This is a genomic window from Massilia sp. P1_C10 (assembly GCF_056406475.1).
Genome location: NZ_JBFUAC010000001.1, coordinates 273,014 through 292,052, shown reverse-complemented (window position 1 = coordinate 292,052; position 19,039 = coordinate 273,014). Strand labels below are relative to the sequence as shown.

General features: G+C 65.0%; 14 protein-coding genes. 4 read left to right on the top strand and 10 right to left on the bottom strand.

Annotated features, from left to right (window positions below):
- Window positions 1-112: 112 nt before the first annotated feature.
- Window positions 113-2,470: a S9 family peptidase gene (locus AC1D02_RS01435; RefSeq protein WP_477312962.1), complete on the top strand. Its 2,358-nt coding sequence runs from the start codon at window positions 113-115 to the stop codon at window positions 2,468-2,470.
- 43 nt (window positions 2,471-2,513) lie between these two features.
- On the opposite strand, the gene AC1D02_RS01430 is transcribed toward AC1D02_RS01435, so the two are convergent.
- The 6 genes from AC1D02_RS01430 to AC1D02_RS01405 all read right to left on the bottom strand — a co-directional run bounded on the left by AC1D02_RS01430 (window position 2,514) and on the right by AC1D02_RS01405 (window position 9,230).
- Window positions 2,514-2,783, bottom strand: coding sequence for a hypothetical protein (locus AC1D02_RS01430; RefSeq protein ID WP_477312960.1), 270 nt, complete (start codon window positions 2,781-2,783; stop codon window positions 2,514-2,516).
- Between the two features lie 600 nt (window positions 2,784-3,383).
- Window positions 3,384-4,940 (bottom strand): tryptophan halogenase family protein, encoded by a 1,557-nt coding sequence (locus AC1D02_RS01425; RefSeq protein ID WP_477312958.1) that lies wholly within the window; start codon window positions 4,938-4,940, stop codon window positions 3,384-3,386.
- Window positions 4,941-4,956: 16 nt separating this feature from the next.
- Window positions 4,957-5,649, bottom strand: a complete 693-nt coding sequence (locus AC1D02_RS01420; protein WP_477312956.1) for a DUF6445 family protein — start codon at window positions 5,647-5,649, stop codon at window positions 4,957-4,959.
- 4 nt (window positions 5,650-5,653) lie between these two features.
- On the bottom strand, window positions 5,654-6,520 hold the full coding sequence (locus AC1D02_RS01415) for a PEP-CTERM sorting domain-containing protein (RefSeq protein ID WP_477312954.1): 867 nt from the start codon (window positions 6,518-6,520) through the stop codon (window positions 5,654-5,656).
- A gap of 269 nt (window positions 6,521-6,789) precedes the next feature.
- Window positions 6,790-8,019 (bottom strand): M20/M25/M40 family metallo-hydrolase, encoded by a 1,230-nt coding sequence (locus AC1D02_RS01410; RefSeq protein WP_477312952.1) that lies wholly within the window; start codon window positions 8,017-8,019, stop codon window positions 6,790-6,792.
- Between the two features lie 8 nt (window positions 8,020-8,027).
- Window positions 8,028-9,230 (bottom strand): urate hydroxylase PuuD, encoded by a 1,203-nt coding sequence (locus AC1D02_RS01405; protein ID WP_477312950.1) that lies wholly within the window; start codon window positions 9,228-9,230, stop codon window positions 8,028-8,030.
- Between the two features lie 121 nt (window positions 9,231-9,351).
- Here AC1D02_RS01405 and AC1D02_RS01400 point away from each other — a divergent pair, with 121 nt between their 5' ends.
- The gene (locus AC1D02_RS01400; RefSeq protein WP_477312948.1) at window positions 9,352-10,287 is read left to right on the top strand and encodes a LysR substrate-binding domain-containing protein; all 936 of its coding nucleotides are present in this window, start codon (window positions 9,352-9,354) and stop codon (window positions 10,285-10,287) included.
- A gap of 60 nt (window positions 10,288-10,347) precedes the next feature.
- On the top strand, window positions 10,348-12,102 hold the full coding sequence (locus AC1D02_RS01395; protein WP_477312946.1) for an allantoate amidohydrolase: 1,755 nt from the start codon (window positions 10,348-10,350) through the stop codon (window positions 12,100-12,102).
- A gap of 55 nt (window positions 12,103-12,157) precedes the next feature.
- Here the strand turns inward: AC1D02_RS01395 and AC1D02_RS01390 are convergent, their stop codons facing one another.
- Window positions 12,158-13,318 carry a zinc-dependent alcohol dehydrogenase gene (locus AC1D02_RS01390; protein ID WP_477312944.1) on the bottom strand — a complete coding sequence of 387 codons (1,161 nt, stop codon included), beginning with the start codon at window positions 13,316-13,318 and terminating at the stop codon, window positions 12,158-12,160.
- Between the two features lie 256 nt (window positions 13,319-13,574).
- Between AC1D02_RS01390 and AC1D02_RS01385 the strand changes: the two genes are divergently transcribed.
- Window positions 13,575-14,777: an ammonium transporter gene (locus AC1D02_RS01385; RefSeq protein WP_477312942.1), complete on the top strand. Its 1,203-nt coding sequence runs from the start codon at window positions 13,575-13,577 to the stop codon at window positions 14,775-14,777.
- A 56-nt stretch (window positions 14,778-14,833) separates the two neighbouring features.
- Here AC1D02_RS01385 and AC1D02_RS01380 read toward each other — a convergent pair whose 3' ends face one another.
- The 3 genes from AC1D02_RS01380 to AC1D02_RS01370 are packed head-to-tail and all read right to left on the bottom strand — an operon-like array spanning window position 14,834 to window position 18,990.
- Window positions 14,834-16,075: a Zn-dependent hydrolase gene (locus AC1D02_RS01380; RefSeq protein ID WP_477312940.1), complete on the bottom strand. Its 1,242-nt coding sequence runs from the start codon at window positions 16,073-16,075 to the stop codon at window positions 14,834-14,836.
- Between the two features lie 17 nt (window positions 16,076-16,092).
- Window positions 16,093-17,487: a dihydropyrimidinase gene (gene hydA, locus AC1D02_RS01375; RefSeq protein WP_477312938.1), complete on the bottom strand. Its 1,395-nt coding sequence runs from the start codon at window positions 17,485-17,487 to the stop codon at window positions 16,093-16,095.
- 24 nt (window positions 17,488-17,511) lie between these two features.
- Window positions 17,512-18,990, bottom strand: a complete 1,479-nt coding sequence (locus AC1D02_RS01370; RefSeq protein ID WP_477312936.1) for an NCS1 family nucleobase:cation symporter-1 — start codon at window positions 18,988-18,990, stop codon at window positions 17,512-17,514.
- Between the last annotated feature and the right edge of the window lie 49 nt (window positions 18,991-19,039).

The following is a 19,039-nucleotide window of genomic DNA, read 5'->3' as shown; positions in this document are numbered from 1 at the left end:
ATGAAATGGAGAATCAAACCGTTGGCCATTCTGAGCTCGCCGCGCGCGCCCGCATCCGCTAGAATGTGCCCGCCGCTAGCTAAAATTTCTTTTAACCATTTTCCGACCAACCATGCGCCTATTCGCACTGCCCCTGCTTGCCGCTTTGTGGACCTGTTCCGTATCCGCCGCCCCCCCGATCACCCTCGACCAGGCCATGGCCAATCCCGACTGGATCGGCACGCCGGTCGAAGCCGCGTGGTGGAGCTGGGACGGCAAGCACGTGTTCTACAAGCAGAAGCGCGCCGGCTCGCCGCTGCGCGACACCTTCGAAGCGACCGGCGCCAAGGCGCGACTGGTGGGCGACGCCGAACTTGCGAACCTCGACAGCGCCGCCGTGGTCTACAACCGCGAGCGCACCCGCAGCGTCCTGCTGCGCAACGGCGACCTGTTCGAGCGCGACCTGAAGACCGGCGCGCTGACCCAGATCACCCGCGGCAGCAACGGTCTGGCCGCGCCGCAGTATTCCGCCGATGGCCGCAGCGTGCAGTTCCGCGTCGGCCACGAGTGGCTCAGCTGGAGCCGCGCCGACCGCATCGTCTCGCCGCTGGCGATGGTGCGCGCGACCAAGGATCCCGCCGCCGCGCCGGACGATGACGCGATGCGCGAGGACCAGCTGCGCCTGATCGCCACGCTCAAGCGCCTGAAGGACGAGCGCGATGCCGGGCGCGAACGCGCCGAGCAGGAACGCCGCGCCGACCCGACCCGCGCGCCCGCTCCGATCTACCTGGGCGACAAGGTCGTCATCGACGGCAGCGCACTGTCGCCGGACGGCCGCTGGTTGCTGGTTGTGACGGCGCCGAAAGTGACCGAAAAGGGCCGCATTGGCAAGATGCCGCGCTATGTGACCGAATCGGGTTACGAGGAATTCGACGACCAGCGCACCCGCGTCGGCCGCAACATGCCGGCGCCGCACACGCTCAAGCTGATCGACCTGGCGACGCGCAAGATCGTCGACCTGGCGTACGACACGCTGCCGGGCATCGCCACCGATCCGCTGGCCGCGATGCGCGCGGCGCGCAAGCTCGATCCGCTCAAGGGCAACCGCGGCGTGCGCATCGACGACGACGGCGCCGCCCTCGCGTGGAGCGCGAACGGCGCGCAGGCCGCCGTGATCGTGCGCTCGATCGACAACAAGGACCGCTGGATCGCCACCGTCGACCTGGCCGGCGCGGCGCTCAAGCCGGTGCACCGTTCCTCCGACGTCGCCTGGATCAACAACGGCAACAACGACTTCGGCTGGCTGCCCGACAACAGCACGCTGTGGTACCAGTCCGAGGAAAGCGGCTACGCCCACCTGTACACGCGCGCGGCCGGCGGCCAGGTGCGCGCGCTCACCCAGGGCAAATGGGAAGCGACGGCGATCAACTGGACGTCCGACGGCGCCATCGCGTACATGCTGTGCAACCGCAAAACGCCAGGCGAGTACGAGGTGTGCGCGGTGTCGGCCAGGGACGGCGCGATCCGCGAAGTGACCTCGCTGGGCGGCGGCGTCGAGCGCTTTGCGTTGTCGCCGGACCAGGGCAAGCTGCTGGTGCACTACTCGTCGAGCTACATGCCGGCGCAGCTGGCCAGCGTGCCGCTGCACGGCGGCGCGGCGATTCCGCTGACCGACACCCGCAGCGCCGACTTCAAGGCGCGCGAATGGATCGCGCCGCAGTTCGTGGCGGTGCCGTCGACGCACGGCGCGGCGCCGGTGTGGGCGAAGGTGTATCGCCCGGCGCAGCTGGAGCCGGGCAAGAAGTATCCGATCGTGATGTTCGTGCACGGCGCCGGCTACCTGCAGAACGTCAGCAAGCGCTATCCGAACTACTTCCGCGAGCAGATGTTCCACAACCTGCTGGTCGAGAAGGGCTACATCGTGATGGACATGGACTACCGCGCGTCCAGCGGCTACGGGCGCGACTGGCGCACCGCGATCTATCGCCAGATGGGCTATCCGGAGCTGGAAGACTATGTCGACGGCGTGAACTGGATGGCCGCCAACCTGCAGGGCGACGTCAAGAACGTCGGCATCTACGGCGGCAGCTATGGCGGCTTCATGACTTTCATGGCGCTGATGCGCGCGCCGGACGTGTTCAAGTCGGGCGCGGCGTTGCGGCCCGTGTCGGACTGGACCACCTACAACCACGACTACACGGCCAACATTCTGAATACGCCGGATCTCGATCCCGAGGCGTACCGCAAGTCGTCGCCGATCGAGTACGCGGACAAGCTGCGCGGCAGCCTGCTGATCGCACACGGCATGGTCGACGACAACGTGTTCTACCAGGACTCGGTGCGCATCGCGCAGCGCCTGATCGAACTGAAGAAGGACCACTGGGAGCTGGCCAGCTATCCGCTCGAGCGGCACAGCTTCGTGCAGCCGGAGAGCTGGTATGACGAGTACCGCCGGATCTATCAGCTGTTCGAAAAGACGCTGAAGCAGTAGACGCAGCTGGGGTCTGGTCCCGGGGACCTGACCCCATTTTGTGTCAGGCCGCGACCTCGGATGTTGTGAACTCGAGGCCGCCCACCTTCGACGCGACCAGGTTGTACACCCACGCCGCGATCAGTGTGCCGATGTATCCGCCCACCGCATACCCGATCGGGATCCCGATTACCAGGCTCATCGGGATCCCGCCGATGCCGAGCGAGGCGAGCAGCATGAACACCCCGCACACCGGCAGCGCGGTGACCAGGTAAATCATGGCGACCACCTTGGCCGGCTGCATCGCCGAAATTTTTAAGATTTGTTTCTTCATGGTCCGCCCGTTTTCAAGAATGGCCCGCCACCATTGACGTGCACCGGACGACCATAGCGCGATTCCCGCCAGCAACTCATGCATTTACTCAACAGGGATGCGCTCGGGAACTGTGCGGCATCATCCCGCTCCGCACAAGCGCGTCCCTGATCTACAGCAGCGTCCGCCGGCGCCTATCGCCACTTCGTTGCCGGCATCCCGGTGAGGGCGCAGCGTCGGCGGCGCCGCGGCTGGCCGGGCACGGCGCGGTCGACACGCTGGCGCTGCCGGTGCGGTCAAGCTCCGGCGAGCGGATCCACGCGGCAAGGATCATCGCGCCGGAACTGGCCGCGCGACCCTGGCGCAGCAGCTGCTGGCCGGCCTTCGTGGCACAGGTGGCGTTGCGGCATAAGCTGGAAAAGCAGGCGTCCCGTGCTGGCGGTACCAGCGACCGGGGAGACCTACCAGCAGATTTTCGGGCGTGGCGATGACGGCTTGGCGACCGGGGTGCGGGGCCGCTGCAAGTGACGGACATCGGGGCAGATCCACCCGGCATCCCCCATTGTTTGACCGATCGCGGTTTCGAAGGCGCAGCGATCGCCGCCCTCCGTGGCGGCGCAGTCAGCTGCGCGGCGCGTTACGCACCGCGGCGCTCACTTTGCGCGCGTAATCGCGCATGGTCGGCGACTGTTGCGCCGCCATGCCGCGTACCGTGGCGACGTAATCGAGCACGCCGCGGCTGAGCTTGGGGTCGATGTAATACGATTGGCCGATCCCATGCGCAGGCAGCCGGTTCATGCCCGCCAGGATGAAGAAGTAGTTGGCGGCGCCAAACAGCGACATCTTGCGCTGCAAATCCGTGGCGTGCGGCAGCTTCTCGTCCCACAGGTCGAGCAAGGCCTGCAAGCGCGCCGGAATCTTCACCTGCTGGGTGTAGGCGCGCCAGAAGGGCGTATCCGAACGCATCGAAATCACGTAGTGCAGCAGGATGAAGTCGTGCAGCTCGTCGTACAGGTCGCTCATCAATTCGTTGTACTTGGCCTGTCCATGGGTCGCCCCCGCGCGCGCCGGAAGAAAATCGATGAACAGTTGAAGCGCGTGTTCGACCAGGTAGATGCCGGTCGACTCGAGCGGCTCGATGAAGCCGCTGGCCAGGCCGAGCGACAGGCAATTCTTCTCCCACATGCGGGCCTGGTGGCCGATGCGCATTTTCAGGAAACGCGGTTCGGCCAGCGGCACGGCATCGCCATGCAGGCGCCTGAGCGTGGCGAGCGCCTCGGCGTCGGAACAATGGGCCGAGGAATAGACGTAGCCGGTGCCGCGCCGCGATTGCAGGTCGATCTCCCAAGTCCAGCCCGAGTCCTGCGCGGTGGCCCTGGTGTAGCTGCGCAGCGGCGCATTCGGATCGGAATGCGCGACCGGACAGGCGACGGCGCGGTCGCACAACAAGGTATCGCTGTACGACACCCAAGGCACGCCCAAGGCCTTGCCGTTCAGAATGGAGGCGAACCCGGTGCAATCGACGAACAAGTCGGCGGCCAGGCGCTGACCGTCCTCCAGGTGAACCGCCTCGATGCCCTGCTCGTTCACATCGACTTTCTCAACTTTGCCAATGGTGTGCTGCACGCCGCGTTGCGTGGCCACGCGCATCAGTACGCCCGCCAGCTTGACCGCGTCGAGATGGTAGGCGTAGCTGACCGGCGCCTCGAACGGTGGCGAATTCATCAGTTTCGGCGACAGGTCCTTGTCGAACAGCGCGGTCTGTACCGTGCCGGCCTCGGCATACGGCCGGTCCGTCATGCCGCGCTGCTTCAGGTTCAGCCAATGCGCGATAGTCGAGTATCCCTCCATCACCTGCGGCGGATCGAACGGGTGGTCGTAGCTGTCCGATACCGCATCACCGCCGTGGCGCCAGCCGACGAAGCGGATGCCATTTTTCAAGGTGGCATCGGCGTCGCTGAACAGCATGGTTTCCGGGATATCGAGCACGCGCATCATGTTGCGCAAGGTCGGCACGGTCGCCTCGCCGACCCCGATGGTGCCGATGTCGGCCGACTCGACCAGCCGGATCGCCACCGGCGCGTCCGGATTGTTGCCCAGGATACGCTGCAAGTAGGCGGCAGCCATCCAGCCGGCGGTGCCGCCGCCGACGATGAGGATAGAACGATAGGGAACCACGGGAAGGCCTTTCCGGTCAGCGCGCAGGGGCGGTGACGCGCTTGACAAAAAAACGCTGGGTCAGCCGCGCACTGCTCAGCGACATATTCCTGGCGACGTCCTGCATCGCGATCGAATGGAAGGCGATCCCGGGGTACATGACCAGGCGGTTGAACTTGCCCTGTGTCGTGTACAGATGCTCCCAGGTCTCGTCGTCGGCGACCGCGTAGGTTTTCGGCTGGGTCCGCTCGCCCTCGGCACTGAGCCAAGCGGTATACGCGGCAATTTCGGCGTCGGTACGCAAGAACGCCAGGCCGAGCGGGCGATGGCGAAAAAAACTGGTGCCGATTTCGTAGTCGGGATTGAGGTACAGCACGCCGGCCAGCGGAACGCCGTCGACGTGGGGGTGCTTCTGGTTGGACAGCATTTCGCTGGCCGGCGTGGTCACCAGCGAAAAATCGGAATCGATCGAGCCGGGGTCGGCCTCGCCACTGCCCAGCGCCGCGAGGATCTGCGTGAGCGACTCGAACAATGGCTGCAGCGTTCGCGGCTCGATCGGAGCGTGCACGCCCGGATAGTAGGCAAGCGACGAGTCGTACCCGCTCCCCAGCGCCAACGCGCGCACCGCCATGGGGTCGGCGTAAAAATCGTCGATCACCAGCACTGGGCATCCGGAGGCGATCGTTTCAATTCGGATCTTCGCGTCCGGATTGAGGGCCAACGCGCTCATCGGCTTACTTCTTGCGACGGCGGCGCGCCAGCGCCAGCGCGGCGGCGCCGCCTGCCAGCAACAGCCCCGAAACCGGCTCCGGCACGGCGTTCGGCGCCACCTGGTCTGCGACGTCGAGCTGGAAGGTGATCGAATCGAGATGGAACTGGCCGAGCGCTTGCATGGTGACGTTGACCAGGCCGTCAGCCGTCAGGTCGCTCAGTCCGGCCGCGTCGAACAGCACGGTGGCGTCGAGCGCGCCGAACACGGCTTCGTAGGTGTCGCGTTCGCGGCTGTAGTAGGTCTGATTGCCGCAATTGCCATAATAATCATAATTGCAGACGTTCGTCACATACTGGTAATTGCCGTAGCCGTTCGCCGATGCGCTGTGCTCGCTCGCGACGGCGGTATCGGAGGCCCCGCCGACCGAGACGGTCATCGTGTCGGCGACATTGTCGATGTGGGCGATATCGCGGTAGCGGACCATGGTGCTGTCGGTCACGGCGTAGGAGAAATAGCTGGTGTAGCCTGGTGAATAGTAGCAGCCGCCCCACCAGCTGCACGACGAATAACCCGGCGAATAATACGAGCCGTAGACGGTGCGGTTGGACGAGCCTTCGTTGAGGTAGCCGCTGTAAGGGGTCGCTTGCGGCGCGCCGTAGCTCGCCTCGGAGAAACCGTGCACGACAACCGAGCCGCCGATGACGCGGTCGGCAGACACGCCATTGCTGACAAGGAAGGGATTGAGGTCGAACCCCAGTACCGCGGTGTTCGAATTCATCAGGTTGTTGAGCGTGACCGTCTGGCTGACGCTGATCGGCGCAGCTGCTGCCTGAGCAGCTGCGACCACACCGATTGCCGCGATGGCGAGCTTTAATTGTTTTTCTTGCATCTTATTCCCTCAAGGATCAGAGTTCGGTTGTTGTTAAGCGAAGCGCGAAGACGACCTAAGAAAAGTCAGTGCCGAAAGATCATCAGATGTTTTGTTTAAGCACTTAAAATTTCCTGTTAAAAATTATACGGGATTTGATAACTGATCTGAAAAATTTTGTTGTAGATGTTGTAATTTGCCGACGCGAAAGCCGCGCAGCCGATGTGGCCGAAGAAAAAGGCGCACGCGGCGCCATTGGATGCGTCCGGGCGCCCGGCGGGTGCCGAGTGTCAGGCCGCGAGGAAATCCAGCAGCGTCAGCGCCACCACCTTGGTCGCCTTGCGCAAATCGTCCAGCGCCAACCGCTCGTCCGCCTTCTTCGCGTTCGACTCGGGCACCGTGCGCGGACCGGCGCCGTACAGCACCGCCGGAATCCCGTGCTCGCCGTACAGGCGCGCGTCCGCATACAGCGGCGTGCCCTGCGCCGCGATCTCTTCGCCGATCACGGCGCGGCCGTTCTTCTGCAGGCTCGCCACCAGCTTGTCCGATCCCGGCAGCGGCCGCAGCGCGTGCGACAGCAGCAGGCGCTTGATCTCGACTCTGATGCCGGGCTGGCCGGCCACCGCGTTCTCGATCAGCGCGCGCACGTGCGCCTCGACTTCCACCGGGTCTTCGTCCGGAATCATGCGGCGGTCCAGCTTCAGCACCACCTTCCCCGGCACCACGTTGGTGTTGGTGCCGCCATCGATGCGGCCGACCAGCATGGTCGGCGAATCGATGCCGGCCACCTTCGACTTGATCTTCTTCAGTTCCGGCAGCTCGTTGTAGATCGCATTCAGGATGCGCGTGGCCGCCTGCAGGGCGTCGTGGCCCGTCTCCGGCATCGCGCCGTGGCCCGACTTGCCGTGCACCGTCACTTCGAGCTGCAGGCAGGCGTTGTGCGCGGTGACGATGTTGTAGCTGAAGCCGGCCGCGATGACGAAGTCCGGCCTGGTCAGCTTCTGCTCCAGCAGCCAGCCCGGCCCCAGCAGGCCGCCGAATTCCTCGTCGTAGGTGAAGTGCAGCTCCACTCCGCCCTTGAGCGGAATGCCGGCCGCTTCGAGCGCGCGCACGGCGAAGATGAAGGTCGCGAAGTCGCACTTCGACACCGCCGCCGCGCGGCCGTAGATGAAGCCGTCCTCGATCGCGCCGCCGTACGGCGGCCTGGTCCAGCCCTCGCCCGGCGGCACCACGTCGCCATGCGCATTCAGCGCGATGGTCGGCCCTCCGGCAGCGTAGGGACGGCGCACAATCAGGTTGGTGATGCTTTCCATGCCGTAGTCGTGCACCGCCTGCGCAGGCACCGCGTGCTTCTCGGCGCTCCAGCCGAAGCCGGCGACCATATCGGCCACCGCGTCGGCGTGCGGCGCGTTGTTCCCCGGCGGCGTGTCGGTCGGGATCTGGATCACCTTCTGCAGGAACGCGACTTCCTCGTCGAAGTGGGCGTCGATCCAGCTGGTGAGTTTTTCTTGTGCTTGCATGTCAGTCCTTATTTGGCGCCGGCTTCGAACCAGGCGCCGATTTGCGCGCGCTCGGCGTCGGTCATGTTGGTCAAGTTCGCCAGCGGCATCGCCTTCAGCTGCACCGCCTGCTGGTAGATTTTTGCCGCGTTCTGGTGGATTCCCTCCGGCGTGTTCAGCGCAATCCCGGCCGGCGCAGTGGCGAAGCCGGGCTGGGTCGGATGATCGGAGTGGCACGCCGCGCAGCGTTGCATGACGATCGACTGCACCTGGGCGAACTGCGTCGCCGGCGCGGCCGCCGGCGCCTTCGGGGCGATCGCGATGGCCAGCGCCAGCAGCAGCGCCACGCCGGCAGCCGGCCAGACGTATTCGGTGCGGCCCTTGTGGCGCAGGTTGAAGAAGTGGCGGATCAACACGCCCGCCGCCATGATCGCCGCGAGCACGGCCCACGCGTGCTCGTGGCGGTAGGTCATCGCGTAGTGATTGCTGATCATGATGAACAGCACCGGCAGCGTGAAGTAGTTATTGTGGACGCTGCGCTGCTTGGCGCGCAGGCCGTGGATCGGATCGGGCTTGCCGCCGGCCGCCATTGCCGCCACCATCCTGCGCTGGCCGGGAATGATCAGCATCAGCACATTGGCCACCATGATCGTGCCGATCATCGCGCCGACGTGGATGTAGGCCGCGCGCCCGCTCAGGTATTTGTTCAGCACCCACGCGCTGGCGACCAGGAAGGCGAACATCACCACGCCGAACGCGAGGTCGTGCTGGCCCAGTTTCGAGCGGCACAGCAGGTCGTACACAGTCCAGCCGACCAGCAGGCTGCCAAGGCCAATGCCGACCGCCTGCAGCGACGACAGGTCGGCCACCGACTTATCGACCATCATCGCCTGCGCGTTGAAGTAGTAGACGATGGTAAGCAGCGCGAAACCGGACAGCCAGGTGGAATACGCCTCCCACTTGAACCAGTGCAGTTCCTTCGGCAGTTCCGCCGGCGCCACCAGGTACTTCTGCGGGTTGTAGAAGCCGCCGCCGTGCACCGCCCACAGTTCGCCCGACACGCCCTTCTTCGCCAGCTCGGAGCCGGGCGCCGGCGGACGGATCGTGTTATCGAGCCAGACGAAGTAGAACGAGGCGCCGATCCAGGCGATGCCGGTGATGACGTGCAGCCAGCGCACGACGAGGTTGAGCCAATCGAGGATATAGGGGGTCAGATAGCCGAAAACTTCCATGGGGTTCCTGGTTGCAGATGCGACGAAAACAGTGGCGGGAGTGTGTGGAAGATAGCCTGATTCGCTCCCCACGTCATGAAAAATGACGTATATTCGACATATTCGTTTTCATATACTCAACATGTCCAGCCTTCCCCAGCACCTCGACCTGCACCTGATCCGCATCCTGTACCTGCTGCTGGTCGAGAAAAACGTCTCGCGCGTGGCGCTCAAGCTCAATCAGCCGCAGCCTTCGATTTCGGCGTCGCTGCGCAAGCTGCGCGAATTGACCGGCGATCCGCTGCTGGTGCGCGGCGCGCGCGGCATGGTGCCGACCCAGCACGGCGAAAGCCTGCTCAAGCCGGCCAAGCGCATCCTCGACGAGACCGAAAGCCTGTTCGTGAAGAAGTCGCCGTTTGTGCCGCAGGAAGAAGCGCGCACCTTCCACATCGCCGCGCCCGATTACCTCGACAGCCAGTTCCTGCCGAACGTGGTGGCGGCGCTGCGGCGCGGCTCGCCCAACAGCCGCGTGGTGATCCACAGCCTCGGACCCGGCGTCGATTACCTGCGCATGCTGTCGGACGGCGACATGGACCTGGTGATCGCCAACTGGGACGAGCCGCCCGCGCACCTGCACATCTCCAAGCTGTTCGAAGACCCCATCGTGTGCACAATGCGCGCCGACTGCCCGTATGCCAAGCGCACCGCGCCAGATGCGATGACGGTCGAGGAATACCTCGCGCTGCCGCACGTGGCGCCGGCGCAGATGGTGCCCGGCTACCTGGGCGTGATCGACGCCTTCCTCGACCGCCAGGGCATGCAGCGCAACGTCGCGGTGGAGTCGCCCTATTTCGGCCTGATCCCGTACATGCTGACCCAGACCGACCTGGTGCTGACAACCGGCCGCCAGTTCCTGCGCTATTACGAGAAGACGCTGCCGCTGAAAAGCTTTGCCGTGCCAATCAAGTTCCCGCCGATGCGCTTCTACCAGCTGTGGCACGAGCGCGTGCACCAGTCGCCCGAGCACAAATGGCTGCGCGACCAGGTCAGCGCCGCGGCCAAGGCGCTGCAGAAATGATCCGCCGTATATGGCGCGGCGTATGAATCGAGCCTCTTGAAGCGATATCATCACATCATCATGACGACACTTTCCGAACTCAATAACTGCGACGAAGCCGCCTTCGTCGCCGCCCTGCACGGCATTTACGAACACTCGCCGTGGATTCCCCAGCGCGCCGCGGCGCAGCGGCCGTTCGCCACCGTGGCCGCGCTCAAGCTGGCGCTGCAGGCGGCGGTTTCCGACGCCACCGTGGACGAGCAACTCGGCCTGATCCGCGCGCACCCTGAACTCGCGGGCAAGGCCGCCATCGCCGGCGAGCTGACGCAGGAATCCACCAGCGAGCAGGCCAAATCCGGCCTGAACCTGTGCAGCGCCGAGGAGTATGCAACGCTGCACAAGCTCAACGCCGACTACAACGTCAAATTCGGCTTTCCGTTCATCCTCGCGGTGAAAGGCCCGACCGGCGAAGGCCTCACCCGCGAAACGATCATCGCCACCTTCACGCGCCGCCTGAAAAACCAGCGCGCCGACGAGATGGCCGAATGCCTGCGCCAGATTCACCGCATCGCCGAGATCCGCATCAACGTGCTGCTGGATGTGCAGCTGGAATTCGGCCCGCAAATCATGCAATGGTCCGAAGTCATCGGCGCATGGAGCGATGCCGACGACGGCCTCACCTGCTCGTACATGACGCCGGCGCACCGGCGCACCGCCAGCCAGCTGATGGAGTGGATGCGCGAAGCCGGCATGGAGGCGCACATCGACGCGGTCGGCAATGTGGTCGGCCGCTACCTGTCCGACGTGCCTGGAGCGAAGACCCTGCTCACCGGTTCTCATTACGACACGGTGCGCGACGGCGGCAAGTACGACGGCCGGCTCGGCATCCTTCTGCCGCTGGCGATCGTGCGCCACCTGCACGCGCGTGGCGAACGGCTGCCGTTCCACCTCGAAGTCATCGGATTCGCCGAAGAGGAAGGCGTGCGCTTCAAGAGCACTTTCCTGGGCAGTAACGCGATCACCGGCCAGTTCGACATGGCGCTGCTCGATGCGGTCGACGCCGATGGCACGACCATGCGCGACGCGCTGGCAGGCGCGGGTCATGACGTGGGCGCCATCGCCGCGATCGCGCGCAATCCGGCAGACGTGCTGGGATTCGTCGAGGTGCATATCGAACAGGGGCCGGTGCTGCTGGAGCATGGGCTTGCGCTGGGCGTCGTCACTGCGATCGCTGGCAGCTCGCGCTACCTGGTCGAACTGACCGGGCTTGCGAGCCATGCCGGCACCACGCCGATGAACATGCGCAAAGACGCTGCTGCTGCTGCAGCGGAAATCGTGCTGATGGTGGAACAGCGCTGCAGCCAGGGCGCGTCGCTGGTCGGCACGGTCGGCCAGCTTGAAGTGCCGAATGGGTCGGTCAACGTGATTCCGGGGCACTGCAAACTGTCGCTGGATATTCGCGCGGCCGATGACGCGGTGCGGCTGGCGGCGGCGAAGGAGGTGCTCGATTCGATCGCCACGATCTGTGCGCGCCGTCAGGTCGAAGCGAGCGTAAAACAGGTCGTGTCGGCGGCTGCGGCGCCATGCGCGCCCTGGATGATGGATCAACTGGGCGCTGCGGTGGAACGCGCGGGATTGCCACGCTACGACCTGCCGTCGGGTGCGGGACACGATGCGATGGCGATGGCCAAGATGACCGACGTCGCGATGCTGTTCACGCGCTGCGGCAACGGCGGCATCAGCCACAACCGGCTCGAGACCATGACGGCGGACGATGCCGATATCGCGGCGCGCGTGCTGCTCGATTTCTTCGGTTCGTTCCGCGCCGCGGCCTAACCCCTGGGGTCAGGTCCGGCGGAGCGACGGGGACGCCGAGTCCCCGCAGTTGACGCTACGGCGTCATCACGACCTTGCGGCAGTCGTCTTCCTTCTTGTCGAACATCTTGTAGCCCTCGGCCGCCTGCTCCAGCTTGAGCCGGTGCGAGATGATCGCGTTCGGATGTAGCTTGCCCTCCTCGATCGCCTTGAGCAGCTCCGGCATGTGCTTCTGCACGTGCGTCTGCCCCGCCTTGATCCCGATGCCCTTTTCGAAGATGTCGCCGAACAGGAAGCCGTGGATGAAGCCGGCGTACACGCCCGGCACGCTGATCGTCCCGCCGCGCCGCACCGCCGCGATGCACTGGCGCAGCGCCTTGCCGCTGCTGCCTTCCAGCTTCAAGTCGGTCAACACCGTTTCGACCTTGCTGCCCTTGGCCTCGAAACCCACCGCGTCGACCACGCCGTCGACGCCACGTCCGTCGGTCGCCTGCAGGATGAAGTCGGCGGCGTCGCAGTCTTCGAAATTGATCGGCACCACGCCGTAGGTCTTGCATGCAAAATCGAGGCGGAACTTGTGATGGTCGACCATGAAGATCTTCTCGATGCCGAGCATGCGCGCGCTGGCCGCCGCCATCTGCCCGACCGGGCCGGCGCCGAAAATCGCCAGGCTGCCACCCTTGCCCACGCCGGTGTTGAGCACGGCCTGGTAGCCGGTCGGCAGGATGTCGCTCAAGAACAGCACCTGTTCGTCGGCCAGGTTCTTGGGAATCTTGATCGGCCCGACGTTCGCCTTCGGCACGCGCACGTACTCGGCCTGCCCGCCCGGCACGCCGCCGTACAGGTGGCTGAAGCCGAACAGCGCGGCGCCGGAGCGCAGGCTCTTCTTGTTCATGATCGCGCCGCGGTCGGGATTGGTCGTTTCGCACGCCGAGTACAGGTCCATGTCGCAGAAAAAGCAGCTCCCGCAGGCGATCACGAACGGCACCACCACGCGGTCACCCTTCTGAAGCCTGGTCACCTGGGAGCCGGTTTCGACCACCTCTCCCATGAACTCGTGGCCGAGAATGTCGCCGCTCTTCATCGCCGGGATCTTCCCGCGGTACATGTGCAGGTCCGATCCGCAGATCGCGGTGGCGGTGACCTTCAGGATTACGTCGTCCTGCTCAACGATTTTTGGATCGGGAACCGTATCGACCTTGACGTCAAGACTGCCGTGGTAAGTGAGCGCTCGCATTGTATCCCTCGTGTGGTTAGGTCAAAGTGGCAAGCCTAACAACATTACGAGGGCGTTCTCATCGGACGGAGGCGGGTGCGGCTGTCAGTTATCGCTGACGCCATCAAGGCAACATGCCGCACCAAATTGGTGCATATTTGGTCATAGGCGGTGCATAAGCGCGAACAGATCAGGCACCGCCCCGCACCTAAATGGCACGTTTTTTGCTCTGTACCAATGCATCGACAATAAGCTGCACATTTTCAGGGAGTTTTGGATGGACGGATACAAAACAGGTGCCGACGCGCTCTTCATCCTGCTCGGCGGAATCATGATCCTGGCGATGCACGCTGGCTTCGCCTTCCTCGAGCTCGGCACGGTGCGCAAGAAGAATCAGGTCAACGCGCTGGTGAAGATCCTCGCGGACTTTGCGATTTCCACCATCGCCTACTTCTTCGTCGGCTACAGCATCGCCTACGGCGTCAACTTCCTTGGCGCGACCGACACCCTGGTCGCGAAGAACGGCTACGAGCTGGTCAAGTTCTTCTTCCTGCTGACGTTCGCCGCGGCGATTCCGGCGATCGTCTCGGGCGGCATCGCCGAGCGTGCGAAATTCCATCCGCAGATGATGGCCACGGCGCTGCTGGTCGGCCTGATCTACCCGCTGTTCGAGGGCATCGCCTGGAACCACCGCTTCGGCGTGCAGGCCGCGCTGCAGTCGCTGTTCGGCGCCGAGTTCCACGACTTCGCCGGATCGGTGGTCGTACATGCGGTCGGCGGCTGGGTCGCGTTGCCGGCGATCCTGCTGCTGGGCGCGCGGCGCGGGCGCTACACCAAGGACGGCAAGATCGCCGCGCACCCGCCATCGTCGATCCCCTTCCTTGCGCTGGGCGCGTGGATTCTGACCGTCGGCTGGTTCGGCTTCAACGTGATGAGCGCCCAGACGCTCGACAAGATGAACGGGCTGGTGGCCGTAAACTCGCTAATGGCGCTCACCGGCGGCACGCTGACGGCGCTGCTGATGGGCCGGAACGATCCGGGCTTCGCCTACAATGGGCCGCTGGCCGGCCTGGTCGCGGTGTGCGCGGGCTCGGACCTGATGCATCCGCTCGGCGCGCTGGCTACCGGCGCGGTTGCGGGCGCCATCTTCGTCCTGATGTTCACCTGGACCCAGAACAAATGGAAGATCGACGACGTGCTGGGCGTGTGGCCGCTCCACGGCTTGTGCGGCGCCTGGGGCGGCCTGGCGGCGGGCATCTTCGGCAGCAAGGCGCTGGGCGGGCTTGGCGGCGTGTCCTTCCTGTCGCAGCTTGCCGGCACCGCGCTGGGGATCGCGATCGCCGCCGGCGGCGGATACGCGGTCTATGGACTAATTAAGCTGGCGGTCGGCCTGCGCCTCGACGCCGAACAGGAATTCAACGGCGCAGATCTCTCGATTCACAACATCAGCGCCACGCCGGAGCGCGAGACTTCGTTCTGAATGCGCGGCGCCGGCAAAACCGGGGTCAGGTCCGGCGGACCTGACCCCATCTTCGATCAGCCGGCGACGACCTTCGCCCGTTCCAGCATCGCCAATAACAGCACATTGCACCCCGCCTCCAGGTGATCCGACTTGGCGTCCTCGATCTCGTTGTGGCTGATGCCGTCCTTGCAAGGCACGAAGATCATCCCGGCCGGCGCAAGCCGCGCCGCGTAGATCGCATCGTGGCCGGCGCCCGAGACGACATCCATTGTCGAATATCCCAGCTTCTCGGTCGCCGCGCGTACCGCGCCGACGCAGTCCGGATGGAACGGGCAAGGCGGATAGTAAGACACGCGCTCGATGCTGATCTGAAGGCCGCTCTCGCTGCGCGTCTTCTCGATAAACGCCAGCATCTCCTCGTGCATCGTGTTGAGCAGCTCGTCGTTCACGTTGCGCAGGTCGATGCTGAATTTAACTTCGCCCGGAATCACGTTGCGGCTGTTCGGGAACACCTGCACCATGCCCACCGTGCCGCGGCCGTACGGCGGATAGCGGTTCGCGATCTGCACCACTTCCTGCATGATGCGCGTCGATACCTGCAGCGCGTCCTTGCGCAGTCCCATCGGCGTCGGCCCCGCGTGCGCCTCCATGCCGGTCACCACGCAGTCGTACCACGACAGGCCCATCACCGCCGGCACCACGCCGATCACTTTGTCGGCGTCCTCCAGCACCGGTCCCTGCTCGATGTGCGTCTCAAAATAAGCGCCGATCGGATGGTCGCCCGGCACCTGCTCGCCCATGTAGCCGATCCGCGCCAGTTCGTCCTTCACCGTCAGGCCTTCGGTGTCCTTCGCCGCGTACGCCGTCTCCAGCGAGAACGCGCCGCAGAACACGCCCGAGCCCATCATCACCGGCACGAAGCGCGAGCCTTCCTCGTTGGTCCAGAACGCGACTTCGATCGGCGCCTCGGTCTGGATCTTCAGGTCGTTCAGCGTGCGCACGACTTCGAGGCCGGCCAGCACGCCGTAGTTGCCGTCGAACTTGCCGCCGGTCGGCTGCGTGTCGATATGGCTGCCGGTGACGACAGGCGGCAGCGACGGGTTGGTTCCTTCGCGGCGCATGAACACGTTGCCGATCTGGTCGACGGTAATCGACAGGCCGGCCTCGCGCGCCCAGCCGACGACCAGGTCGCGACCCTGGCGGTCCAGGTCAGTCAGCGCCAGGCGCTTGACGCCGCCTTTCGGCGTGGCGCCGATCCGCGCCAGCTCCATCAGCGACGACCACAGGCGGCTTCCATTAATTCGCAGTTCGTTCATGTTTTTACTCTCTTCGTTCAGGCTGCGCTGGTTGCGGTGAATGCGGGACGATCGATGTGGCGGCCGGCGCCTTCGACGGCGCGCAGCTCCCCGCGCTCGAACACCACTTTGCCGGCGGCCACCGTGTACGTCGGGATGCCGCGCACGGTGCGGCCCTCGAACACGTTGAAGCCGCCCTTGGCGAACTGCGTCCTGGCCGATATCGTGCGGGTCCCTTCCGGATCCCACACCACGATGTCGGCGTCGGCGCCCGGCGCCACGACGCCCTTGCGCGGATACATATTGAAAATCTGCGCCGCGTTGGTGGACGTGACCCGCACGAACTCGGAAGGCGTCAGCAGGCCATTGTTGACGCCCTCATCCCACACCACCGACATGCGGTCCTCGACGCCGCCGCAGCCGTTCGGGATGCGCGTGAAATCGTCCTTGCCGGCCGCCTTCTGCTCGGCGCAGAAGGTGCAGTGATCGGTCGCGGTGGTATGCAGGTTCCCGCCGCGCAGGCCCTGCCACAGCGCGGCCTGGTGGTGCTTGCTGCGGAACGGTGGGCTCATCACGTGGGCGCGCGCGTACTCCTTGTCCGCGCTCTGGTACACGCTGTCGTCAATGACCAGGTGGCCGGCCAGCGCCTCGCCGTACACGCGCTGCCCTTTGGCGCGGGCGCGCGAAATCGCATCCAGCGACTCGGCGCACGACACGTGCACGATGTACACCGGCGTGCCGAGTACGTTGGCGATCGCGATGGCGCGGTTGGCCGCTTCGGCCTCCACCTCCGGCGGGCGCGACAGCGGATGCGCCTCCGGTCCGGTGATGCCCTTCTTGAGCAGGTCCTGCTGCAGCTGGAATACCAGCTCGCCGTTCTCCGCATGCACCGTCGGGATCGCGCCCAATTCCAGCGCGCGCGAGAAGCTGTGCACCAGCGTTTCGTCGTCGGCCATGATGGCGTTCTTGTACGCCATGAAGTGCTTGAAGCTGTTCACGCCGTGATCGCGCACCAGCGTGCCCATGTCGGCGTGCACCGATTCGTCCCACCAGGTCACCGCGACGTGGAAGGTGTAGTCGCACGCGGATTTTTCCGCCCAGCCGCGCCAGGTGTGATACGCCTCGATCAGCGACTGCTGCGGCGCGGGGATGACGAAGTCCATGATCGTCGTGGTGCCGCCGCCTACGGCCGCCGCGGTGCCGGTAAAGAAATCGTCGGCGGTAACGGTGCCCATGAACGGCAGCTGCATGTGCGTGTGGGTGTCGATCCCGCCCGGCATGACGTACTGGCCGTGCGCATCGATGACGGTCGCACCGGAAGGCGGGTCGAGGTTTTCGCCGACGGCGACGATCTTGTCGCCCTCGCAAATGACGTCGGCCTTGAATGCGCGGTCGGCGTTGACCACGGTTCCACCGCGGATGAAGATGCTCATGTGATCCTCCAGACTAAACCAGAACTAGCCCTGTGCAACGGCCATGGCGGGGCGCGCGCGCCCCTTCATCATGACGCCGTACACCAGCGCGGAAATTGCGATGCCGACGAACCAGGCATACGTGTAAACCAGCTTGAAGCCCTCGCCCACCGACGGAAACGACGCCGGGAAGGCGGCGTTCAGGAAGCCGGGAATATTCGGCAGCACGCCGGCGACGAAGGCGACGATGGCGGCCATGTTCCAGCCGTTGCCGTACGAGTAGATGCCGTCGTGGCGGTACAGTGCGCGCACATCGAGCTCGGTCTTGCGGATCATGTAGTAGTCGATGATCAGGATGCCTGCGATCGGCCCGAGCAGCGCGGAGTAGCCGATCAGCCAGGTGAAGATGTAGCCCTGGGTGGTCTCGAGGATCTTCCACGGCATCATGACCAGCGCGATACCCGCGGTCATGTAGCCGCCGGTGCGGTACGAGATGTGCTTCGGCGCCAGCGCCGAGAAGTCGTAGGCCGGGCCGACCAGGTTGGCCGCCAGGTTCACGCTAACGGTGTCGACCAGCAGCACGATCAGCGCGATCAGCACGGCGCCGCCGGTCATGCGGCTGGCCAGGTCGACCGGATCCCAGATCGCCTTGCCATACAAAACGACGGTGGCCGAGGTGACGATCACCGCGAGGGCAGCGAGAAGGCCCATGGGCACCGGCAGGCCGACCGACTGGCCCACAAGCTGGTCACGCTGCGACTTGGCGAAGCGGGTGAAGTCGGGGATGTTCAGCGCCAGCGTGGCCCAGAAGCCCACCATCGCCGTCAGCGACGGCCAGAAGGTCGACCAGAACTGGCCGGCCTTTTTGCCGCCGGCGACGAATTGCGACGGCGCCTCGAGCAGCGGCCCGAAGCCGCCGGCCTTGTTGTGGACCCAGCCGAGCAGCACGAAGCAGATCAGGATCTTCAGCGGCGCGGTATAGGTTTCGAGCTTGCGGATCGAATCCATGCCGTGCACGATGTAGTAGAACTGGACAGCCCAGAACGCGAGGAAGCACGCCAGCTGTGCGCCATTGATGCCAAGGCCAGGCAACTTGTCGCCGCCGATTTCGTGGCCCATCATCACGCCGAGCAGCGTGTAGATCATGCTGCCGCCGAACCAGGTCTGGATGCCGTACCAGCCGCAGGCGACAATCGCGCGCATCAGCGCCGGGATCCGCGCGCCGGTGGTGCCGAACGAGGATCGCGCCAGCACCGCGTAGGGAATGCCGTACTTGGTGCCTGCGTGGCCGATGGCCAGCATTGGCAGCAGCACGATGGCGTTGGCCAGGAATACCGTCAGCACCGCCTGGTAGCCGGACATGCCGGCTTCGATCAGGCTGGCGGACAGGGTGTACGCGGGAATGCACATGACCATGCCGACCCACAGCGCGGCGAAGTGATACCAGCGCCAGGTACGCTGCGCCGCCGTGGTCGGGGCCAGGTCTTCGTTCCAGAGATGCGTGCTGCCGTTTTGTTCGCTCACTGTGGTGGCTCCATCTTGTTGATCGCAGCGTGAGTGTAGCTCAAAGCGG

Excerpts from the sequence above, each read along its gene's own strand:
- AC1D02_RS01435 (WP_477312962.1), top strand. The coding sequence starts at position 113 with ATGCGCCTATTCGCACTGCCCCTGCTTGCCGCTTTGTGGACCTGTTCC.
- AC1D02_RS01430 (WP_477312960.1), bottom strand. The coding sequence starts at position 2,783 with ATGAAGAAACAAATCTTAAAAATTTCGGCGATGCAGCCGGCCAAGGTG.
- AC1D02_RS01420 (WP_477312956.1), bottom strand. The coding sequence starts at position 5,649 with ATGAGCGCGTTGGCCCTCAATCCGGACGCGAAGATCCGAATTGAAACG.
- AC1D02_RS01415 (WP_477312954.1), bottom strand. The coding sequence starts at position 6,520 with ATGCAAGAAAAACAATTAAAGCTCGCCATCGCGGCAATCGGTGTGGTC.
- AC1D02_RS01410 (WP_477312952.1), bottom strand. The coding sequence starts at position 8,019 with ATGCAAGCACAAGAAAAACTCACCAGCTGGATCGACGCCCACTTCGAC.
- AC1D02_RS01405 (WP_477312950.1), bottom strand. The coding sequence starts at position 9,230 with ATGGAAGTTTTCGGCTATCTGACCCCCTATATCCTCGATTGGCTCAAC.
- AC1D02_RS01400 (WP_477312948.1), top strand. The coding sequence starts at position 9,352 with ATGTCCAGCCTTCCCCAGCACCTCGACCTGCACCTGATCCGCATCCTG.
- AC1D02_RS01395 (WP_477312946.1), top strand. The coding sequence starts at position 10,348 with ATGACGACACTTTCCGAACTCAATAACTGCGACGAAGCCGCCTTCGTC.
- AC1D02_RS01390 (WP_477312944.1), bottom strand. The coding sequence starts at position 13,318 with ATGCGAGCGCTCACTTACCACGGCAGTCTTGACGTCAAGGTCGATACG.
- AC1D02_RS01385 (WP_477312942.1), top strand. The coding sequence starts at position 13,575 with ATGGACGGATACAAAACAGGTGCCGACGCGCTCTTCATCCTGCTCGGC.
- AC1D02_RS01380 (WP_477312940.1), bottom strand. The coding sequence starts at position 16,075 with ATGAACGAACTGCGAATTAATGGAAGCCGCCTGTGGTCGTCGCTGATG.
- hydA (WP_477312938.1), bottom strand. The coding sequence starts at position 17,487 with ATGAGCATCTTCATCCGCGGTGGAACCGTGGTCAACGCCGACCGCGCA.